This window comes from Allobosea sp. Root670 (assembly GCF_001429415.1).
Lineage (GTDB): Bacteria > Pseudomonadota > Alphaproteobacteria > Rhizobiales > Beijerinckiaceae > Allobosea > Allobosea robiniae.
Window position 1 is genome coordinate 13,005 of record NZ_LMJU01000021.1, and the last position, 19,002, is coordinate 32,006.

17 protein-coding genes and 1 riboswitch are annotated in these 19,002 nt (G+C 67.8%); of the genes, 12 read left to right on the forward strand and 5 right to left on the reverse strand.

The genetic code is table 11. The features are described 5' to 3' along the window. Positions 1-72: 72 nt before the first annotated feature. Together ASE61_RS25005 and ASE61_RS25010 are read right to left on the reverse strand one after the other, a co-directional pair. A complete protein-coding gene (locus tag ASE61_RS25005; protein WP_061971622.1) occupies positions 73-1,665 on the reverse strand; it encodes an ABC transporter substrate-binding protein in 1,593 nt (530 codons plus the stop codon). Further along, positions 1,662-2,228, reverse strand: a complete 567-nt coding sequence (locus tag ASE61_RS25010; protein ID WP_061971623.1) for a MarR family winged helix-turn-helix transcriptional regulator — start codon at positions 2,226-2,228, stop codon at positions 1,662-1,664. The genes ASE61_RS25005 and ASE61_RS25010 overlap by 4 nt, the downstream gene beginning before the upstream one ends. Positions 2,229-2,367: 139 nt before the next feature. On the opposite strand from ASE61_RS25010, the gene ASE61_RS25015 reads away from it, so the two are divergent. The 10 genes from ASE61_RS25015 (at position 2,368) to ASE61_RS25060 (ending at position 13,379) form a co-directional block, all read left to right on the forward strand. Continuing rightward, positions 2,368-3,069 (forward strand): creatininase family protein, encoded by a 702-nt coding sequence (locus tag ASE61_RS25015; protein WP_061971625.1) that lies wholly within the window; start codon positions 2,368-2,370, stop codon positions 3,067-3,069. A 163-nt stretch (positions 3,070-3,232) separates the two neighbouring features. After that, on the forward strand, positions 3,233-4,207 hold the full coding sequence (locus ASE61_RS25020) for an ABC transporter permease (protein WP_061971626.1): 975 nt from the start codon (positions 3,233-3,235) through the stop codon (positions 4,205-4,207). Continuing rightward, positions 4,204-5,082 (forward strand): ABC transporter permease, encoded by an 879-nt coding sequence (locus tag ASE61_RS25025; RefSeq protein ID WP_061971628.1) that lies wholly within the window; start codon positions 4,204-4,206, stop codon positions 5,080-5,082. The genes ASE61_RS25020 and ASE61_RS25025 overlap by 4 nt, the downstream gene beginning before the upstream one ends. Beyond that, entirely contained in the window at positions 5,079-6,791 is a 1,713-nt protein-coding gene (locus ASE61_RS25030) for a dipeptide ABC transporter ATP-binding protein (RefSeq protein ID WP_061971630.1), read from the forward strand. Before ASE61_RS25025 ends, ASE61_RS25030 begins: the two co-directional genes overlap by 4 nt. An 11-nt stretch (positions 6,792-6,802) precedes the next feature. Beyond that, positions 6,803-7,705, forward strand: a complete 903-nt coding sequence (locus ASE61_RS25035) for a polysaccharide deacetylase family protein (protein WP_061971631.1) — start codon at positions 6,803-6,805, stop codon at positions 7,703-7,705. Positions 7,706-8,735: 1,030 nt separating this feature from the next. Continuing rightward, positions 8,736-9,818 carry an OmpA family protein gene (locus ASE61_RS27520; protein ID WP_244493032.1) on the forward strand — a complete coding sequence of 361 codons (1,083 nt, stop codon included), beginning with the start codon at positions 8,736-8,738 and terminating at the stop codon, positions 9,816-9,818. Between the two features lie 173 nt (positions 9,819-9,991). Then, a complete protein-coding gene (locus ASE61_RS26730) occupies positions 9,992-10,264 on the forward strand; it encodes a hypothetical protein (RefSeq protein ID WP_156407229.1) in 273 nt (90 codons plus the stop codon). Between the two features lie 48 nt (positions 10,265-10,312). After that, on the forward strand, positions 10,313-10,510 hold the full coding sequence (locus ASE61_RS25050; protein WP_061971635.1) for a hypothetical protein: 198 nt from the start codon (positions 10,313-10,315) through the stop codon (positions 10,508-10,510). Positions 10,511-10,580: 70 nt separating this feature from the next. Then, positions 10,581-10,685: riboswitch (TPP riboswitch) on the forward strand. Between the two features lie 79 nt (positions 10,686-10,764). Next, positions 10,765-12,642, forward strand: a complete 1,878-nt coding sequence (thiC, locus tag ASE61_RS25055; protein ID WP_061971637.1) for a phosphomethylpyrimidine synthase ThiC — start codon at positions 10,765-10,767, stop codon at positions 12,640-12,642. Next, positions 12,639-13,379 carry a hydroxyethylthiazole kinase gene (locus tag ASE61_RS25060; RefSeq protein WP_061971639.1) on the forward strand — a complete coding sequence of 247 codons (741 nt, stop codon included), beginning with the start codon at positions 12,639-12,641 and terminating at the stop codon, positions 13,377-13,379. Before thiC ends, ASE61_RS25060 begins: the two co-directional genes overlap by 4 nt. 66 nt (positions 13,380-13,445) lie before the next feature. On the opposite strand, the gene ASE61_RS25065 is transcribed toward ASE61_RS25060, so the two are convergent. Beyond that, complete coding sequence (locus ASE61_RS25065) at positions 13,446-14,306, reverse strand: hypothetical protein (RefSeq protein ID WP_061971641.1); 861 nt, start codon at positions 14,304-14,306, stop codon at positions 13,446-13,448. A gap of 333 nt (positions 14,307-14,639) precedes the next feature. Between ASE61_RS25065 and dnaK the strand changes: the two genes are divergently transcribed. Beyond that, positions 14,640-16,556 carry a molecular chaperone DnaK gene (gene dnaK, locus ASE61_RS25070; protein ID WP_061971642.1) on the forward strand — a complete coding sequence of 639 codons (1,917 nt, stop codon included), beginning with the start codon at positions 14,640-14,642 and terminating at the stop codon, positions 16,554-16,556. Between the two features lie 134 nt (positions 16,557-16,690). After that, on the forward strand, positions 16,691-17,827 hold the full coding sequence (dnaJ, locus tag ASE61_RS25075) for a molecular chaperone DnaJ (protein WP_061971644.1): 1,137 nt from the start codon (positions 16,691-16,693) through the stop codon (positions 17,825-17,827). A gap of 67 nt (positions 17,828-17,894) precedes the next feature. Here the strand turns inward: dnaJ and ASE61_RS25080 are convergent, their stop codons facing one another. Together ASE61_RS25080 and ASE61_RS25085 are read right to left on the reverse strand one after the other, a co-directional pair. Continuing rightward, on the reverse strand, positions 17,895-18,086 hold the full coding sequence (locus ASE61_RS25080; protein WP_061971646.1) for a CsbD family protein: 192 nt from the start codon (positions 18,084-18,086) through the stop codon (positions 17,895-17,897). 78 nt (positions 18,087-18,164) lie between these two features. After that, positions 18,165-18,986 (reverse strand): helix-turn-helix domain-containing protein, encoded by an 822-nt coding sequence (locus ASE61_RS25085; RefSeq protein WP_061971647.1) that lies wholly within the window; start codon positions 18,984-18,986, stop codon positions 18,165-18,167. Between the last annotated feature and the right edge of the window lie 16 nt (positions 18,987-19,002).

A 19,002-nucleotide genomic window follows, 5' to 3' on the forward strand; every position in this document is an offset into this window, starting at 1 on the left:
GTATCCTGTCGGGTCTTGAAAGCGTGATCCGCCACGGCCGGACGAGCGGCCGTGGCGTGGAAGGCGGCCGCGTTACTTCTTAACGGGCTTGATGTCCATCGCGAGGGTGTCCTCGTCGACGCGCGGCGAGATCGTCACCTTGTCCTTCTGCATCGCCCAGGCCGAGCCGATCGAGGTGACGGCGATGCGCGGCCGGTCCTTGGCGACGATCGCCGCGACGTCGGAGAGCATCTTGTTGCGCTTCGCCTCGTCCATCTCGACCGAGGCGTCCTCGATCAGCTTGTCGACCTCGGCGTTCTTGTAGCCGAGCAGGTTGAAGGCGCCGAGCTTCTTGGCGGGCTCGTTGGAGTGGACCAGCGAGGAGAGGGTGTAGTTGGCCTCGCCGGTCAGCGTGCCCCAGCCCGACATCGCCATCGAGTATTCGGAACGGGCGCGCGCCGGGAAGAAGACGGCCGCCGGCTGGGCGTTCGCCACCGCCTCGATGCCGATGCGGGCGAGCATCTGGGCGATCGAGGTGCCGACCTGCCGGTCGCCGGGCAGGCGGTCGCTGGTGAAGGAGAAGGTGACCTTGAACCCGTCGGGATATCCCGCATCCGTCATCAGCTTCTTCGCCTTGGCGGTATCCGCCTTGATCGCGGGCAGGTCCTTGTTGAAGCCGGCGATCGTGGGAGTGACCAGCTGGTTCGCGGCGGCGCCAAGCCCTTCCATGGCGATTTCAGCAAGCGCCGGCCGGTTGATGGCGAGATCGATCGCCTCGCGCACCCGGACATCCTGCAGCGGGTTCTTCGGCAGGGCGGAGCCGTCCTTGGCGGTGATCTGCGGAGGCTTGTCGCGCAGGTCGAGCTCCATGTTGAAGAGGTAGACGGTCTCGACCGTGGCGACGGAAAGCTTCGGGTCGCGCTTCAGCGTCGGCACGTCCGAGGCCGGTGCGCGCACGATGATGTCGACCTGCCCGGCCTTGAGCTGCGCGACGCGGGCGGCGTCGTTGGGCAGCTCCTTGCGCACGACCTTGGCCCAGGGCTCCTTCTCGCCCCAGAAGCCGTCGAAGCGCTCGAGGAGGAGCTGGTCCTTCGGCGTCCAGGAGACGAACTTGTAGGGGCCCGTGCCGATCGCGGCCTTGCCGGAATTGAAGGCCTCGTTGGCATTGTCCTTGGTCAGGCCGGCCGCCGCCTTGTGCGAGACGATGAAGAGCCGGATGAAGTCGTTCGGCAGGTTCGGCGCCGGCCCGTCGGTGGTGACCCTGACGGTCAGCGGATCGACGATCTTCACCTCCTTGACGCGGCGGACATAGATCGTCGTCGGATTCGGGCCGGCGACGACCGGGATGCGCTCGATCGAGAATTTGACGTCCTCTGCCGTGAAGTCCGAGCCGTCATGGAACTTGACGCCGGGGCGCAGCTTGAACTCCCAGACATCGGGCGAGACCGCCTTCCAGCTCGTCGCCAGCCGCGGCTCGAGCTGCAGCTTGTCGCCGGACCAGATCAGCGTGTCGAAGACCTGCTTCAGCGCTTCGGCATGGGTGCCGGTCGCGGTGTAATGCGGGTCGATCGATTCCGGGCCGGCGCGGACGCCGATGGTCAGGGTCTGGGCGAGCGCGCCGGTCGAGACGGCGGCGCCGAGCAGGGCGGCGAAGGCGGCGAGGCGGAAGCCTTGTGCGAGTTTCATGCGAGATCCCCTGTTGTTTTGTGTGGTTCTGGCTGGAGTTCCTGAGGCCAGGTGGGCGAGGCGATGACGAGCTTGTCCATCAGCACGCAGAGCTGCCGCTGCTCGTCTCCGCTGAGGCCGGCGAGCATCGTCGCCTGGTGCTGGATCATCGGCCCCATGGTCTCGTCGAAGATGTTGCGGCCGGCCGGCGTGAGATGGAGCACGTAGCTGCGCAGGTCGGCCGGATCGGTCTCGCGCTTGAGCAGGCGCCGCTGCAGCAGCTTCTGCACGGCGCGCGAGAGCGTGTTCTTCGGCAGGCCGGAGGAGGCGACGATGTTCTTGGCGGCGACGCCCTCCTTGAGCCCGACCGCATAGAGCGCGACGAATTCGGGGCGCACGAGGCCGTAGCGGGTTTCGATCCAGCGATAGACCGGGTCGTTGAAGCGGAACGCAATGAAGTTCAGCCGGAACGAGAGCCAGCAGGGATTGTCCCAGAGCTTGGTCACGGTCAGCGGATCGAGATCGGCCAGCGCGGCTTCGCGCTCCGGGTCGACGCGGGAAGGAGAGGTCGGCGCGCGCCGCATCAGGAAATCTCTCGGCGGATTTAGTTCCAAATGGAACTTGACGCTCCCGGACGCCGGAGTCAAGGATGGCTGTGGCGGGCAGCCCGTGCCGCCTGCCGGGATTGTCTACCGCTTGTCAGAGCGAAGCAAGGATCGCGCCGTGCGTGTCGCCGATTTGAACTGGATGCAGATCGAGGCCCAGGCCAAGCGGGACGACCGCTGCGTGCTGCCGCTCGGCAGCGTCGAACAGCACGCCTATTTGAGCCTCGCGACCGATGTGATCCTGTCCGAGCGCGTGGCGCAGGAGGCGGCCGAACCGCTGGGCATTCCGGTCTTTCCGGTGCTCGCCTATGGCCTGACGCCGGGCTTCCTGAATTTCCCCGGCAGCATCTCGCTGCGCCTGAGCACCTATGCGGCGCTGCTGGGCGACATCTTCGACGGCTTCTACCGCTCCGGCTTCCGCCGCATCGTCCTCGTCAACGGTCATGGCGGCAATTCGCCGGCCCTGAACTTCGCGACCGAATGGCTGGACAAGCACCCTGATGCGAGCGTCCGCCTGCATAACTGGTGGGCGGCGCCGCAATTCCAGGCGGCGGTGAAGGCCGTCGACCCGGCCGCCTCGCACGCCTCCTGGATGGAGAATTTCCCCTGGACGCGGCTCGCCGGCGTTGCCATGCCCGAGACGTCGAAGCCGCCCTTCAATGCGGCCGAATATCAGGCGGCGAGCCCGGCGAAGCGTCGCGAGATCCTCGGCGACGGCAATTTCCACGGCCTCTACCAGCGGCCGGACGAGGAGATGCTTGGGCTTTGGCAGGTCGGCGTCGAGGAGACGCGGGCCGCGATGGTCGAGAACTGGCCGTGATGCGGTTTCTTCTCAGCCCTCATCCTGAGGAGCGCCGCAGGCGCGTCTCGAAGGATGGTTCAGTTCGCGATGATGGCGCTTTCTGGAGCATCCTTCGAGACGCCGCTGCGCGGCTCCTCAGGATGAGGGCTCGACAGGGCGGGCCGCGCCGAAAGCTTCACCGATGCTAGGCCACGTCGCCAGCCGGCTCGCGCAGGCGCTCGTCGTCATGCTCGTCATGTCGGTGCTGGTCTTCGTCGGCGTCTACGCCATCGGCAACCCGATCGACGTGCTGATCGGGCCCGATGTCAGCCAGGAATTGCGCCTCCAGACCATCGCCCATTACGGGCTCGACCGGCCGCTCTGGGAGCAGTACCTGACCTTCCTCGGCCGCGTGCTGCATGGCGATTTCGGCCGCTCCTTCGTCTTCGGCATGCCGGTGATGGACCTGATCCTGTCGCGGCTGCCGGCGACGCTGGAATTGACGCTGGCCGCGGTCTGCGGCGCGGCGCTGATCGGCATTCCCGCTGGAATCTATGCCGGCTACAGGCCGGACAGTTTCGCCTCCAAGCTGATCATGACGGTCTCGATCCTCGGCTTCTCCGTGCCCACCTTCTGGATCGGCCTCGTGCTGATCATGGCCTTCGCCGTCGAACTGCAATGGCTTCCGGCGGGCGGGCGCGGCGAGACGGTCTCGCTCTTCGGCGTCGAGTGGAGCTTCCTCACTCTGAACGGCTTGAGCCATCTGCTGCTGCCGGCGCTGAATCTGGCTTTCTTCAAGCTCGCTTTGATGACGCGGCTCGCGCGTGCCGGCACGCGCGAGACCATGCTCTCCGACACCGTGAAATTCGCCCGTGCCGCAGGCCTCTCCGAATGGACCGTGCTGCGTCGCCATGTGCTGCGCCTGATCGCGATCCCGCTCGTCACCGTCTTCGGTCTCGAATTCGGCTCGACGCTGGCTTTCGCCGTGGTCACCGAGACGATCTTTTCCTGGCCCGGCATCGGCAAGCTGATCATCGACTCCATCCAGTCGCTCGACCGGCCGGTGATGGTCGCCTATCTCATGCTCGTCGCCTTCGTTTTCATCACCATCAACTTCCTCGTCGATCTCGCCTATGTCGGGCTCGATCCGCGGTTGCGGAAGGGAGGCGCGCGATGAAGGACGCGTCCCCCGCCGCCCGCTTCTGGGCCGAGTTCCGCGAAAGCCGAACCGCTGTCATCGCGCTCGCCGTCGTCGTCCTGATGATCGGCATCGCCTTGCTTGCGCCGCTGGTCGCGCCGCAGGACCCTTACGACCTCGCCAATCTCTCGCTCTCCGATGCGCGCCGCCCGCCCGGTTTCGTCGGCGAAGGCGGCTACACCCATTGGCTCGGCACCGATGCGCAGGGGCGCGACCTGCTGTCGGCCATCCTCTACGGCCTGCGCATCTCCCTGCAGATGGGGCTTGTCGCCGGCGCCTTCGCCTTCGTACTCGGTGTCTCGCTCGGTATCGGCGCAGCCTATGCCGGCGGGCGCCGCGAGGCCTTCATCATGCGCGTCATCGACCTGCAGCTCGCCTTCCCGGCGATCCTGCTGGCGCTCGTGCTCTCGGCCTCGCTCGGTCAGGGCAAGATGCAGCTCATCGCCGCGCTCGCCGCTGCGCAATACGCCTATTTCGCCCGCACCGCTCATGGCGCAGCCTCGGCCGAGCGCGGCAAGGACTATGTCGAGGCGGTGCTCTCGACGCCTCTGCCGGGCTGGCGCGTCGTCCTGCGCCATATCTTCCCGAACTGCCTGCCGCCGCTGATCGTGGTCGCGACCGTGCAGGTCGCCAATGCGATCGCGCTGGAGGCGACGCTGTCCTTCCTCGGCGTCGGCCTGCCGGTCACCGAGCCCTCGCTCGGCATGCTCATCGCCAACGGCTTCCAGTACATGCTGTCCGGCCGCTACTGGATCTCGATCTATCCCGGCATCGCGCTGATCGTGCTGATCGTCGCGATCAACCTCGTCGGCGATCGCATCCGCGACCAGGTCAATCCGAGGCTGAAGCGATGAGCGACGCGCCTCTCCTCGAAGTGACCGATCTCACAACCCATTTCCATACCCGCGCCGGTGTGGTGAAGGCGGTCGACGGCGTCTCCTTCGCGCTGAAGCGCGGCGAGGTGATGGGGCTCGTCGGCGAGTCCGGCTCGGGCAAGAGCATCACCGGCTTCTCGATCATCGGCCTGATCGACCAGCCGGGCCGCGTCGAGGCAGGCTCCTCGGTGAAGCTGGAGGGGCGCGAGCTCGTCGGGCTGGCGCCGTCGGATCTGCGAAAAATCCGCGGCAAGCAGATATCGATGGTCTTCCAGGACCCGATGATGACGCTGAACCCGATGCTGACCATCGGTACGCAGATCAGGCTCGCCCTGGAGGCGCATGAGACGGTGTCGGGCGCCGAGGCGCGCCGCCGCGCCGTTGCCGCGCTGGCGCAGGTCCGCATTCCCGACGCGGAAGCCAAGGTCGATTTCTACCCGCACCAGTTTTCCGGCGGCATGCGCCAGCGCGTCGCCATCGCGATCGCCCTGCTGCACCGGCCGAAGCTGATCATCTGCGACGAGCCGACCACGGCGCTCGACGTCTCCGTGCAGGCTGAGATTCTCGCCGAGATGAAGGAGCTGGTCGCCGAGCTCGGCACGGCGCTGATCTGGATCAGCCATGACCTAGCCGTCGTCGCTTCGCTCGCCGACCATGTCTGCGTCATGCGCCACGGCAGGATCGTCGAGGCCGGGCCGACGCTCGCGGTGCTGACCCATCCGCAGCACCCCTATACGCAGTCCCTGCTCGACGCCCTGCCCTCGCGTTCCGAGCCCGGAAAATTGCTGGCTGGCGGTGCCGGCTCCGACGTCGCGCCGCCGCCGCGCCTCGCCAGGCAGGTGCCGCCAGCCGTCGCCGACGCCGTGCACTATGTCCGCATCGAGCATGTCGCCAAACGCTTCACCCAGACGCCCGGCCTGTTCCGCAAGCTGGCCCAGAAGGCGGGCCTGTCGAAAGCGCCGACCGTGGTGCAGGCGGTCGACGATGTCACGCTGGTGCTGAAGCGCGGCGAGGCGCTCGGCCTCGTCGGCGAATCCGGCTCGGGCAAGTCGACGCTCGGGCGGGTCGCCGCCGGCATCTATGCACCGGATCAGGGTCTCGTCCGCATCGACGGCTCAGCCGTGATGAGCGCGGGCGACAACCCGCATAAGGTCACGACCCGCGTCCAGACCATCTTCCAGGACCCTTTCGCCTCGCTCAACCCGCGCATGACCGTGGGCGACAGCATCGCCGAGGGGCCGTTGGCGCACGGGCTCGTCGAGCGCGCACAGGCGAAGACCTATGTCCGGCAATGGCTGGCGGCGGTCGGGCTCGATCCCGATTTCGCGGCCCGCTATCCGCATCAGTTCTCGGGCGGCCAGCGCCAGCGCGTCGCCATTGCCCGCGCCCTCGCGATGCAGCCCGACGTTGTCGTCTGCGACGAGCCGGTCGCCTCGCTGGACGTCTCCATCCAGGCGCAGATCATCAACCTGCTGATCCGCCTGCGGCAGGAACTCGACCTGACGCTGATCTTCATTTCGCATGACCTCTCGGTCGTCCGCCATCTCTGCGACCGCGTCGCGATCATGTATCGCGGCCGGATCGTCGAGAGCGGCCCGGCCGGCGCGGTCTACGACCATCCGCAGCACGACTACACCAAGCGCCTGCTTGCCGCGGTGCCGGTGCTGCCGGGCACTGCTACGACCTGAGGAGAGCTGCCATGACCGACGCCAACGAACTCCTGCCCTGGCAATGGCCGGAAGAGATCTGGCGCGGCAAGGTCGAGCAGGTCCGCGCCGGCCGCAACCTGAAGCCGGCCAGGTGGAAGAACGGCGCCCGCTGCGCCGTCGCCCTCTCTTTCGACGTCGATCACGAGACCAACGAACTGCGCGACGGCGGCAAGTCGGTCGGGCGGCTCTCCTGGGGCCAGTACGGCAACCGCGTCGGCGTGCCGCGCATCCTCGATCTGCTGAAGCGGCACGATATCCCGGCGAGCTTTTTCGTGCCCGCCGTCACCGCCCTGCTCTATCCCGAAGAGCAGCGCCGCATCGTCGGTGCCGGCCATGAGATCGGCCTCCACGGCTGGATTCACGAGGTCAACACGGCGGTGCCGCCGGCGAACGAGCGCGAACTGCATCTGCGCTCGGCCGATACGCTGGAGAAGATCACCGGAATCCGCCCGGTCGGCATGCGCACCCCGTCCTGGGACTTTTCCGAGGTGACGCTCGCGATCGAGCGCGAGCTCGGCCTGCTCTACGACAGCTCGCTCTTCGCCGATGACGATCCCTACGAGATCGTCGAGAAGGGTGAGGCGACCGGCATCGTCGAACTGCCGGTCGAGTGGATCCGCGACGACGCACCCTATCTCAGCATGAACCGCTTCCAGGCGCTCCGGCCCTATACGTCGCCGGAAGCGGTTTTCGACATCTTCCGCCGCGAGTTCGAGGGCGCCTATGCGGATGGCGGCCTCTTCCTGCTGACCATGCATCCGCATGTCATCACCTATCGCTCGCGCTTCTGGATCCTCGAGGAGCTGGTCCGGCTGGCCAAGGCGAAGGGCGATTGCTGGTTCGCGACCCATGCCGAGATCGCGGCCTATGTGAAGGCCGAGGCCGGCATCTAAATCGGCAGGGCGGCGGAACCGCTGCCCGATTCCTGCCGTTTTCGCTTCATCGGGGGTTCAGGCCGGAGGCGGCCTGATACCTGCACGTTGAAACGAACGACGGGAAAAGAAAATGCGCACGAAACGCTGGTTGCTGGTCGGGACCGTCCTGCCGGCCCTCGTCCTTTCGCAAGCCGGGCAGGCCTTCGCCGAGGCCGGATACCGGGTCGCACAGGCCCCCGGTCCCGGAGACAAGGATGATCCGCGCGGGCCGCGGCGCCCGCAGCAGCCAGGCGCACAGCCCGGTCAGCGTGGCCCGGAACGCCCTGCTGCCCCGAGCGCCCCCGCCCAGCCGCATGCGCCGCGCCCGCCGCAGATGCAGCCCGCTCCGGCGGCACCCCGGCCGCAGCCTCCCGCCATGCCCGCGCCGCGCGCCGAGCCCCCGGCCGCGCGTCCGCAGCCCGAGCGCCCGGTGATGCCGCGTGAGGTGCCTGCTGCGCCTCGCCCCGCGCCGAATGCCGCGCCATCTCCCCGGGAGGCCCCGGCCGCTCGCCCGACAGCGCCACGCCCGCCGGCCGAGCCGACGGTGCCCGCGGCGCCGCGTACCGCGCCTCAGCCGCCCGCGCCGCCGGCCGGCGCATCTCCATCAACCGTTCCGCGTGGYGGYCCGKCKGTTCCGCCYTCGGCTGCGCCGACCMAGCCCCGCCCGCCGGGAACGCCGCCTGCGACGGCGCCGGCCGCTCCGTCCCAGCCCGGTGCCGGCGCGCCGCCCTCTGCGGTTCCGCGTGGYGGYCCGKCSGTTCCGCCTTCGGCTGCGCCGGACCGGCAGCGCCCGCCGGCCGCAGCGCCGCAGCCCGGTGCTCCCGTCCAGCCGGATGCGACCGTTCCGACGCCGCCTGCAGGGACGGCCCCGACGCGTCCGTCGCGCCCGGCTCCGGGAACGCCTCCGGCCGGGACACCGGGCGCTCCGGCTCCTGCACAGCCGGGCGCCGCAGTCCCGACGCCGCCCGCCGGTGCCGCGCCGGGCCAGCCGGGACGCACGGCTCCCGGCATGCCTTCCGGTGGAGCGCCAGGTACGGCTGCTCCCGCGCAGCCGGGCGCCGCTCCGGGCCAGCCGCCAGCCGGACCTCCCGGCCAGCCGCCCCAGCGTGAGGGCCGCCGCGGCGGCATCTCGCCGGGCGTGGCCGGTGCGATCGGCCTCGGCGCCGGCGTCATCGGTGGCATCATGGCGACGCAGGGCGCCGAGCGCTTCGACGACATCCGTCGCGAGCGGCGGGAGCAGCGCGAGGGCGACCTCACCATCATCCGCGAGCCTGGCCGCACCATCATCCGCGACGATGACGGCCGCGCCATCATCCGCCGCGACGAGGACCAGCGCTTCCGCGATCTCGGCTGGCAGGGCCGCTCCGAACGCCGTGGCGACGAGAACCGCACGATCTTCGAGCGCCCTGACGGCACGCGGATCGTCACCGTCACGGACGAGCAGGGCCGGCTGATCCGCCGCACGCGCATCGACCGCGACAACCGCGAGGTGATCATTATCGACAACACGCTGCGCGACCGTCCGGGGCGCTTTGCCGACGATGTCGTCGTGCTGCCGCCGCCACCGCTGCCGATCCCGCGTGAGCGCTATATCGTCGATGCGGACCAGGCCGACGAGGACCTGATCTACGAGACGATCACCGCCCCGCCGATCGCCGCGATTCCGCGCCGATACACGCTGGACGAGGTCCGCTACTCGCCGGATCTGCGCGCCCGCATGCGCAGCGTCGATATCGATACGATCAATTTCGATACCGGCTCCTGGCAGGTGGGGCAGGATCAGGCGCGCCGCCTTTCGGTGATCGCGGATTCGGTGAAGCGCGCCTTGCAGCGCTCGCCCAACGAGGTCTTCCTCGTCGAGGGCCACACCGACGCTGTCGGCGCCGATATCGACAATCTCTCGCTCTCCGATCGCCGGGCGCAGTCGGTCGCGGAGATCCTGACGCGCGACTTCCAGATCCCGCCGGAGAACCTGACGACCCAGGGCTATGGCGAGCAGTACCTGAAGCTGAACACGCAGGAGGCTTCCCGCGAGAACCGGCGCGTCACGCTCCGGCGCATCACGCCGCTGCTCAACGGCCAGAACCAGTGACACCCGGGCGGGGCGGCTTTCCAGGCAGCCCCGCTCTTCCGCAGGCGCAGGGAACACCCGTTCCCTGCGCCTGTTTCATTTGCGGAGGACAGAGCATTTTCAAGCGAGGTGAGCACCGGTTCGCGTGAAGAAAATGCGACAAGCAATGGTCCAGGCCGAAGGGAGATGCCGCCATGAGAAAGTTCGTTCCGGTTCTGGCTGGATTACTGGCCGCCAGCCTGCCTGGTGCAGTGCCGGTGCAGGCCCAGACGGTATCGCCTCCGGCCAGGCCGCAGGCTCCCGGCGTGCCGCCGGCGCCGCGATCGGGGGAGGCGGCTCGTCCGGCGACGCCCAACACTGTGGCGCCCCGCGACGAAAAGCGCGGTACCGGCGAGGACAAGGCGCAGGTCCGGCCCGAGCGTGATCCGCCGATGCCCAAGCCGGTGCCCTCGATCATCGCACCTTGAGCAACCGGGTTGAGGATTTGGTAGGGTTGCCCGGCTAGGGTGCCCGCCATGAGCGACACTGTTTCACTTGCCCAGAGCATCGTCACGATGCAGGCCGCCTCGACCCAGCAGGCGCTGTCCGTCGAGATGCTCAGGCAGAATGCGCAGGCCGAGCAGGCTCTGGTCGCCATGCTCCAGCAGAGCGCCGAGCAGACGCAAGCCGCGCTGCCGGCCGGGCAGGGCACGCTGGTCGACCTGACTGTCTGAGCCCTCCGTCCTATCCGACCAGACCTTTGCACAGCCCGTTGCCAAGCGGCGGCGCTGCGCCTAACCTCGTCCGCGTTCCGAGGGGTGCCCGCAAGGGCTGAGACGGCTTTCGAAGCTGAACCCATCGAACCTGATCCGGGTCATACCGGCGGAGGGACTGGAACGCGGTGCAGCCTTGGCCTGCATCCGCATCACAGCGCTTGAACCGCTTCGACGCCGGATCTCCTGACCTGTACCAAGGAGGAGATCCCCTTATGAACGCCCACGCAAAACCCCAGAAGAACAGCGTCAAGACCGCTCCCCAGAGCGTGACGACCGGGCCGATCATCGGCTCGCGCAAGATCTATGTCGCCGCGCCCGAGCATCCCGAGATGCGCGTGCCCTTCCGCGAGGTCGTGCTGACGACCGATGCCGAGCCGCCGGTGCGGCTCTACGATCCGTCCGGGCCCTTCACCGAGACTGATGCGAAGATCGATCTCAATGCCGGCCTCAATCAGCCGCGCCGCGCCTGGCTCGATGCGCGTGGCTTCCAGACTGTGCCCGGACGCGCTGTGACGGCCGCCGATAACGGCCATATCAGCGAAGCGCAGCTCGTTCCCGCCTGTCCGGCTGAGCGTCCGATCCTCGAGGCGAAGCCAGGCCAGATGACGACGCAATACGAGTTCGCGAAGGCCGGCATCGTCACCCCCGAGATGATCTATGTCGCGCATCGCGAGAATCTCGGCCGGGCCGCCATGCTGGAGGGCGCGCGCGAACGCCATGCCGATGGCGAGAGCTTCGGCGCCAGCGTCCCGGAATTCGTCACGCCCGAATTCGTCCGCGACGAGATCGCGCGCGGCCGAGCGATCATCCCCGCGAATATCAACCACCCCGAGCTGGAGCCGATGGCGATCGGCCGCAATTTCCTGGTCAAGATCAACGCCAATATCGGCAACTCGGCTGTGACGTCGGGCGCCGCCGAGGAGGTCGAGAAGCTGGTCTGGGCGATCCGCTGGGGCGCCGACACGGTGATGGACCTCTCCACCGGCCGCAACATCCACAACATCCGTTCCTGGATCCTCAGGAATTCGCCGGTGCCGATCGGCACCGTGCCGATCTACCAGGCGCTGGAGAAGGTCGGCGGCGATCCGATCAAGCTCGACTGGGAGGTGTTCAAGGACACGCTGATCGAGCAGGCCGAGCAGGGCGTCGACTATTTCACCATCCATGCCGGCGTGCGCCTGCCTTACGTCCCGCTGACGGCGAACCGCGTCACCGGCATCGTCTCGCGCGGCGGCTCGATCATGGCGCGCTGGTGTCTGGCGCATCACAAGGAGAGCTTCCTCTACGAGCGCTTCGACGAGATCTGCGAGATCATGCGTCGCTACGACGTCTCGTTCTCGCTCGGCGACGGCCTGCGGCCCGGCTCGATCGCCGATGCCAATGACCGCGCCCAGTTCGCCGAACTGGAGACGCTGGGGGAACTCACCAAGATCGCCTGGGACAAGGGCTGCCAGGTGATGATCGAGGGTCCCGGCCATGTGCCGATGCACAAGATCAAGGAGAACATGGACAAGCAATTGCGCGAATGCGGCGAGGCGCCGTTCTACACGCTTGGACCGCTAACCACCGATATCGCGCCGGGCTATGACCACATCACCTCGGGCATCGGCGCGGCGATGATCGGCTGGTATGGCTGCGCCATGCTCTGCTACGTCACGCCGAAGGAGCATCTGGGTCTCCCGAACCGCGATGACGTCAAGACCGGCGTCATCACCTACCGGATCGCGGCCCATGCCGCCGATCTCGCCAAGGGCCATCCGGCCGCGAAGATCCGGGACGACGCGGTCAGCCGCGCCCGTTTCGACTTCCGCTGGGAGGACCAGTTCAACCTGGCGCTCGACCCCGATACGGCGCGCGAATTCCACGACGAAACCTTGCCGAAGGACGCCCACAAGGTCGCGCATTTCTGCTCGATGTGCGGCCCGAAATTCTGCTCGATGAAGATCACGCAGGATTTGCGCGCCGAGGTGCTGGCCATGGGTGAAAACGAGCGCAAGGCGCTGGAGGCGCTTGCAGACGAGGGCATGGCCGCCAAGTCGAAGGAATTCCTCGACAAGGGCGGCAGCATCTATCTACCTGCGGCAGAATGAGCGCTTTCAGCGAAAAGCTCGACGCCGCCGGCGTCGCATCGATCCTCGCGCGGGTGGCAGAACGCCGCCCGCGCGTCCATTGCCTGACCAATACGGTGGCGCAGAACGTCACCGCCAACATGCTGCTGGCTTTCGGGGCGGTGCCCTCGATGGCCGGTCACCCCGACGAGGTCGCGGCCGTCGCGGCGGGCGCCGGCGCGATCCTGATCAATCTCGGCACGATCAGCCCGGAGGGCGAGCGGGCCATCCCGAAGCTACTGGCCGTGGCGCAGGAGCACCGCATTCCACTGGTGCTCGACCCCGTCTTCGTCGAGCTTTCGCCCCTGAGATTGCGGCTGGTCGGCGACGTCCTGGCATCGTTCGACGTGCTGGTGCGCGGCAATGCCACCGAAATGGCCGTGCTGGAGCCGCTTTTCGGACTGAGGCGGGATATCGTGCGCGTCACCACCGGCGCGGTCGACCGGATCGAGACCGAAGGCCGGAGCCTGTCGGTGGCGCATGGCCATGCGTGGATGACGAAGGTCACCGGCCTCGGCTGCGCATCGAGCGCGCTGGTCGCGGCTTGCCGAGCGGTAGAGCCTGACCCGGTGATCGCGGCGGCGGCAGCGCTCACGGCCTATGGTATCGCCGGCGAGATCGCGGCCGAACGGGCCACCGGGCCCGGCAGCTTCGCGATGCATCTGATCGATGCGCTCGCCGGGCTCGACGAGGCCGCTCTGGCGGCCCGGATGAGCTGAAGCCACCGCTGTCATGCCGCAGCGCAGACACGGGATGACAGCGCTCTATGACAGTGCTCTGCCCCGCTATTGCGTCGGCGTCAGCGAGAGCGGCGCAGGCTTCGGGCGTGGCCTCGGCTTGGTCGCGGCGGTCTTCGGCTCGGTGTTGAGGCCGAGCCGGGCGCGCAGCGAGGCGGCCCGCGCCTCGGTGACCCGCGCGCCGCAGAAGCCGAACTGGCCCTCGCGCTGGAAATCCCGGCAGATCATCTCGCGCTCGGCCGAGAAGCCGGCCTGCTCGCGCGCGAGCACGCGCTGCTCGATGGCGTCGGATTTGGCGGTCAGCGTCCGGTAGCCCTCGCGCACGGCGCGCTCGGCGACGCCGCGCGCGCGCTCGATCTCCTTGGCCTGCCCTGAAACCAGGCGCGCATCGGGGCCCCACAGCCCGCGCGGGTCGATCCGGCATTGCGCGGCCTGGACGACGCAGGGCTCCGTCGGCTCGACCACGAGGAAGGCGCCGTCGAGCACGTCGAAGACGATTGGGCAGATCGGCGCCTCCAGCCGGTAACGCGGCACGCCGGCCGGGCGCCCGAGCGCCGTGACGGGGAGAGGCGCGTCGCCGAAGGAGACGGCGCAGGGCTCGACGAGGTTCGTGCTCTGGAAGCCGTCGAGATTGAGCTTGAGGCCATAGCCCGTCGCCGTCTTCGAGAACACCGCCTCGCCGTGATGGCCGTGGCGGTGCAGGGTCTTGCCGATGATGGCATCCTCGCCGGCCACCTTGATGGCGGGCATGCTGGGCGGGCGCGGCGCTGCCGGGGCGCCGGGCCGGGAGGGCGCGGCCTGCTGGGTTCCGGGCGCGTTGAACGGCTGGGCGCCGGGCAATTGCAGCGGCTGTGCATGCGCCACGGTTGCGGTCGTGGCGAGGGCTATCGAGGCCAGGATAAGGCGCATCGGTCGAGTCATGGCGGCCCAGTGAAGCCTGAACGGCCTTTCTGCATGCAGGCGCGAGCCGGGTTAGACAAGGACGGGAAGGCCACACCCGGCCGGAAAGCGCGTTTCGCGGGCAGCCCGGCCGGTGCTCCCCGTTGCTTAATCGGCTCGCCTGTCTTGCAAGGGGTGGAACACCCTCACTATATACGCCGCCAAGGGGCGGTTTAACCACCGTCAAACGTGGAATGCCGGTTTCGTTCGCCGCTGAAGCGGGGGCGATCCGGTCCATGGGCCGGCAGGCGACGGACAACCGTCGCAGGCCGGCGATCTGCTCAATCGAAAGGGATCCCATCCATGGGTAAAGTCATTGGTATCGACCTCGGCACGACCAACAGCTGCGTTGCAGTGATGGAAGGCTCGACGCCCAAGGTCATCGAGAATTCGGAAGGCGCGCGCACCACGCCCTCCATCGTCGCCATCACGGATGACGGCGAACGCCTTGTCGGCCAGCCTGCGAAGCGCCAGGCCGTCACCAACCCGGAGCGCACCTTCTTCGCCATCAAGCGCCTCATCGGCCGGACCTTCGACGATCCGATGACGCAGAAGGACCTGAAGCTCGTTCCCTACAAGATCAAGAAGGCCTCCTCGGGCGACGCCTGGGTCGAAGCCGACGGCAAGGACTATTCGCCGTCGCAGATCTCGGCCTTCACGCTGACCAAGATGAAGGAGACGGCGGAGGCCTATCTCGGCCAGCCCGTCACTCAGGCCGTCATCACGGTCCCCGCCTATTTCAACGACGCCCAGCGCCAGGCGACGAAGGATGCCGGCCGCATCGCCGGCCTCGAGGTGCTGCGCATCATCAACGAGCCGACCGCGGCTGCGCTGGCCTATGGCCTCGACAAGAAGCAGGCCGGCACGATCGCGGTCTATGACCTCGGCGGCGGCACCTTCGACGTCTCGATCCTCGAGATCGGCGACGGCGTCTTCGAGGTGAAGTCGACCAATGGCGACACCTTCCTCGGCGGCGAGGACTTCGACATGCGCCTGGTCGAGTACCTGGCGGACGAGTTCAAGCGCGAGCAGGGCATCGACCTGAAGAAGGACAAGCTTGCTCTCCAGCGCCTGAAGGAAGCGGCGGAGAAGGCCAAGATCGAGCTCTCGACCACGGCCCAGACCGAGATCAACCTGCCCTATATCACGGCGGATGCCTCGGGCCCGAAGCACCTCGCCATCAAGCTCTCGCGCGCCAAGTTCGAGAGCCTGGTCGACGATCTCGTCCAGCGCACCATCGAGCCCTGCAAGAAGGCGCTCAAGGATGCCGGCCTGTCGGCGGGCCAGATCGACGAGGTCGTCCTCGTCGGCGGCATGACCCGCATGCCGAAGGTGCAGGAGGTCGTGAAGCAGTTCTTCGGCAAGGAGCCGCACAAGGGCGTCAATCCTGACGAGGTCGTCGCCATCGGCGCCGCGGTTCAGGCCGGCGTGCTGCAGGGCGACGTCAAGGACGTGCTGCTGCTCGACGTGACCCCGCTCTCGCTCGGCATCGAGACGCTGGGCGGCGTCTTCACGCGTCTGATCGACCGCAACACCACGATCCCGACCAAGAAGAGCCAGGTCTTCTCCACCGCCGAGGACAACCAGAACGCGGTGACGATCCGGGTCTTCCAGGGCGAGCGCGAGATGGCGGCCGACAACAAGCTGCTCGGCCAGTTCGACCTGATGGGCATTCCGCCGTCCCCGCGCGGCATGCCGCAGATCGAGGTGACCTTCGACATCGACGCCAACGGCATCGTGTCCGTGACGGCGAAGGACAAGGCCACCAACAAGGAGCAGCAGATCAAGATCCAGGCTTCGGGCGGTCTCAGCGAGGCCGATATCCAGAAGATGGTGAAGGATGCCGAGGCCAACGCCGCCGAGGACAAGAAGCGCCGCGAGGTGGTCGAGGCCAAGAACCAGGGCGAGAGCCTGGTGCATTCGACCGAGAAGTCGCTGAACGACTATGGCGACAAGGTTTCCGAAGCCGACAAGGCGGCGATCGAGACCGCGGTCGAGGCGCTCAAGACCGCGCTGACCGGCGAGGACGCCGAGGCCATCACGGCCCGCACCAACGAGCTGATGCAGGCTTCGATGAAGCTCGGCGAGGCGATGTATGCGGCGAGCCAGGCCGAAGGCGCTGCCGCCGCCGAGGGCGAGCCGACTGAGGAAGCCAAGAAGGACGACGTCATCGACGCCGACTTCAAGGACGTCTCGGACGACAAGAAGAAGAGCGCGTGATCGCGCGCTCGTAACGCAAGCGACGTTTTGGCCGGGCTCGACCCGGTCATCGCGTCCAGGAATTGCATGCTGTACGGATGGCCGGGCTCGCTGCCCGGCCATGCCGCGTCAAAGCTGCGGGGACAGACATTTCGATGTCGAAACGCGATTACTACGAGATTCTCGGCGTCAGCCGGACCGTGACGGAGGTCGAGCTCAAGGGCTCCTTCCGCAAGCTCGCGATGCAGCATCATCCCGACAAGAATCCCGGCGACAAGGAAGCCGAGATCAAGTTCAAGGAAATCAACGAGGCCTATCAGGTCCTCTCGGACGGCCAGAAGCGCTCGGCCTATGACCGCTTCGGCCATCAGGCCTTCGAGAACGGCGGCGGCGGTGGCCCCGGCGGCAATGCCGATTTCTCCGACTTCATGTCGGATATCTTCGATTCCTTCTTCGGCGATGCCCGGCGCGGCGGCGCGCGCGGCGCCAATGGCCGCGAGCGCGGCGCCGACCTGCGCTACAATCTCGAGATCGGGCTGGAAGAGGCCTTCACCGGCAAGAACGAATCGATCCGGGTGCCGACCTCGATCTCCTGCGACTCCTGCTCCGGCACCGGCGCCAAACCCGGCTCGAAATCGCGCCAGTGCCCGACCTGCGGCGGCCATGGCCGCGTCCGTGCCAATCAGGGCTTCTTCTCGGTCGAGCGGACATGCCCGACCTGCTCGGGCCGCGGCGAGGTCATCGACGATCCCTGCAAGAACTGCCAGGGCGCCGGGCGCGTCACGCGCGAGCGCACGCTCTCGGTCAACATCCCCGCCGGCGTCGAGGACGGCACGCGCATCCGCCTGGCCGGCGAGGGCGAAGCGGGCCTGCGCGGCGGGCCTGCGGGCGATCTCTACATCTTCCTGTCGATCAAGCCGCACGCGATCTTCCAGCGCGATGGCGCCGACCTGTTCTGCCGCGTGCCGATCGGGCTGGCTTCCGCCGCGCTCGGCGGCGAGATCGAAGTGCCGACGCTGTCGGGCGAGCAGGCGCGGGTCAAGATTCCCGAGGGCACCCAGACCGGAAAGCAGTTCCGCCTGAAGGCCAAGGGCATGAGCGTGCTGCGCTCGCGCGATGTCGGCGACCTCTACATCCAAGTCGTGGTCGAGACGCCGCAGAAGCTGACGGCGCGCCAGCGTGAGTTGCTGGAGGAGTTCGAACGCGAAAGCTCGCACAACAACCACCCGGAGACGGCGGGCTTCTTCGGCCGGGTCAAGGATTTCCTCGGCGGTTTCGGCGGCACGGCCTGAGCCGCAATTGGAGCCGGATATGAAAAGGGCCGCCTTTCGGCGGCCCTTTTGCTTTGAGGCGGATGCCTCAGACCTTGTCGACGGCCTTCTTGACCGCGTCCTTGCCCTTGCCCAGCGCCTGCTGGGCCTCGCCCTTCAGCTCCTGGGCCGCGCCCTCGGCTTCGAGGTCCGGCTTGTTGAACGCCTTGCCGGCGGCCTGCTTGACGTTGCCGGCGGCCTCATTGGCCAGGCCCTTGATCTTGTCGGTCGTGCTGCCCATCGCGCTTGACTCCTGAAAGGTCGGCCCCCAGCCGTTTTCCGCTGAAGAAACCGGCGCGGCGCGGAAAGGTTCCGGGTTTCAGGCCGCACTTTCCGCCTGTGCGGCGAGGCCACGCAGCGCCTCTGCCGTCGCCGCATCGGCTGGAAAGAACGTCTCCAGTGCCAGCTCCGAAAGCGTGATGTCGACAGGCGTGCCGAACACGGTCGTCGTCGAGATCAGCGACAGCGTGGTCTCGCCGAGCTTCAACTGCATGGGGACTACGATCGCGGCTTCCGCCTCGGCTTCGTGGCGCGATTGCGTCCCCCCGCCGGGGTCGGGGTAGCCCATGAGCTCCCCCAGTAATTCGCCGAGCTTGGGATCGGCGGTCGCCCGGACCTGCTGGCGCAGCCTGGTCAGCAGATGCGCGCGCCATTCCGCGAGATTGAGGATGAAGGGCGCGAGCCCGTCCGGATGCAGCGACAGGCGCAGCACATTGACCGGCGGCTTCAGCAGTTCCGCGTCCGCAACGAGGCCGAGCAATCGCGTCACCGCGCTGTTGTAGGCCAGCAGCGTCCAGTACCGATCGACGGCGACAGCCGGGTAGGGCTCGTGCCCCCTGAGGATCAGGTCGATCGCGCTGCGGGCGGCGTTCAGCGAAGGGTCTTCCAGCGGGCGCTCCGGATAGATCGGGGCGTAGCCCGCCGCCAGCAGCAGCGCGTTGCGCTCGCGCAGGGGCACGCCGAGATGCTCGGCCAAGAGCAGGACCATCTCGCGGCTCGGGCGGGAACGCCCGCTTTCGATGAAGCTGAGATGCTTCTGCGAGATCTCGGCTTCGAGCGCGAGATCGAGCTGGCTGAAGCGGCGGAGCTGGCGCCAGTCGCGCAGCAGCGCGCCGATCGGGGGAGGGTGGTGTGTCGTCATGGCGGAGAAGCTAGCG

Excerpts from the sequence above, each read along its gene's own strand:
- ASE61_RS25005 (WP_061971622.1), bottom strand. The coding sequence starts at position 1,665 with ATGAAACTCGCACAAGGCTTCCGCCTCGCCGCCTTCGCCGCCCTGCTC.
- ASE61_RS25010 (WP_061971623.1), bottom strand. The coding sequence starts at position 2,228 with ATGCGGCGCGCGCCGACCTCTCCTTCCCGCGTCGACCCGGAGCGCGAA.
- ASE61_RS25020 (WP_061971626.1), top strand. The coding sequence starts at position 3,233 with ATGCTAGGCCACGTCGCCAGCCGGCTCGCGCAGGCGCTCGTCGTCATG.
- ASE61_RS25025 (WP_061971628.1), top strand. The coding sequence starts at position 4,204 with ATGAAGGACGCGTCCCCCGCCGCCCGCTTCTGGGCCGAGTTCCGCGAA.
- ASE61_RS25030 (WP_061971630.1), top strand. The coding sequence starts at position 5,079 with ATGAGCGACGCGCCTCTCCTCGAAGTGACCGATCTCACAACCCATTTC.
- ASE61_RS25035 (WP_061971631.1), top strand. The coding sequence starts at position 6,803 with ATGACCGACGCCAACGAACTCCTGCCCTGGCAATGGCCGGAAGAGATC.
- ASE61_RS27520 (WP_244493032.1), top strand. The coding sequence starts at position 8,736 with ATGCCTTCCGGTGGAGCGCCAGGTACGGCTGCTCCCGCGCAGCCGGGC.
- ASE61_RS26730 (WP_156407229.1), top strand. The coding sequence starts at position 9,992 with ATGAGAAAGTTCGTTCCGGTTCTGGCTGGATTACTGGCCGCCAGCCTG.
- ASE61_RS25050 (WP_061971635.1), top strand. The coding sequence starts at position 10,313 with ATGAGCGACACTGTTTCACTTGCCCAGAGCATCGTCACGATGCAGGCC.
- thiC (WP_061971637.1), top strand. The coding sequence starts at position 10,765 with ATGAACGCCCACGCAAAACCCCAGAAGAACAGCGTCAAGACCGCTCCC.
- ASE61_RS25060 (WP_061971639.1), top strand. The coding sequence starts at position 12,639 with ATGAGCGCTTTCAGCGAAAAGCTCGACGCCGCCGGCGTCGCATCGATC.
- ASE61_RS25065 (WP_061971641.1), bottom strand. The coding sequence starts at position 14,306 with ATGCGCCTTATCCTGGCCTCGATAGCCCTCGCCACGACCGCAACCGTG.
- dnaK (WP_061971642.1), top strand. The coding sequence starts at position 14,640 with ATGGGTAAAGTCATTGGTATCGACCTCGGCACGACCAACAGCTGCGTT.
- dnaJ (WP_061971644.1), top strand. The coding sequence starts at position 16,691 with ATGTCGAAACGCGATTACTACGAGATTCTCGGCGTCAGCCGGACCGTG.
- ASE61_RS25080 (WP_061971646.1), bottom strand. The coding sequence starts at position 18,086 with ATGGGCAGCACGACCGACAAGATCAAGGGCCTGGCCAATGAGGCCGCC.
- ASE61_RS25085 (WP_061971647.1), bottom strand. The coding sequence starts at position 18,986 with ATGACGACACACCACCCTCCCCCGATCGGCGCGCTGCTGCGCGACTGG.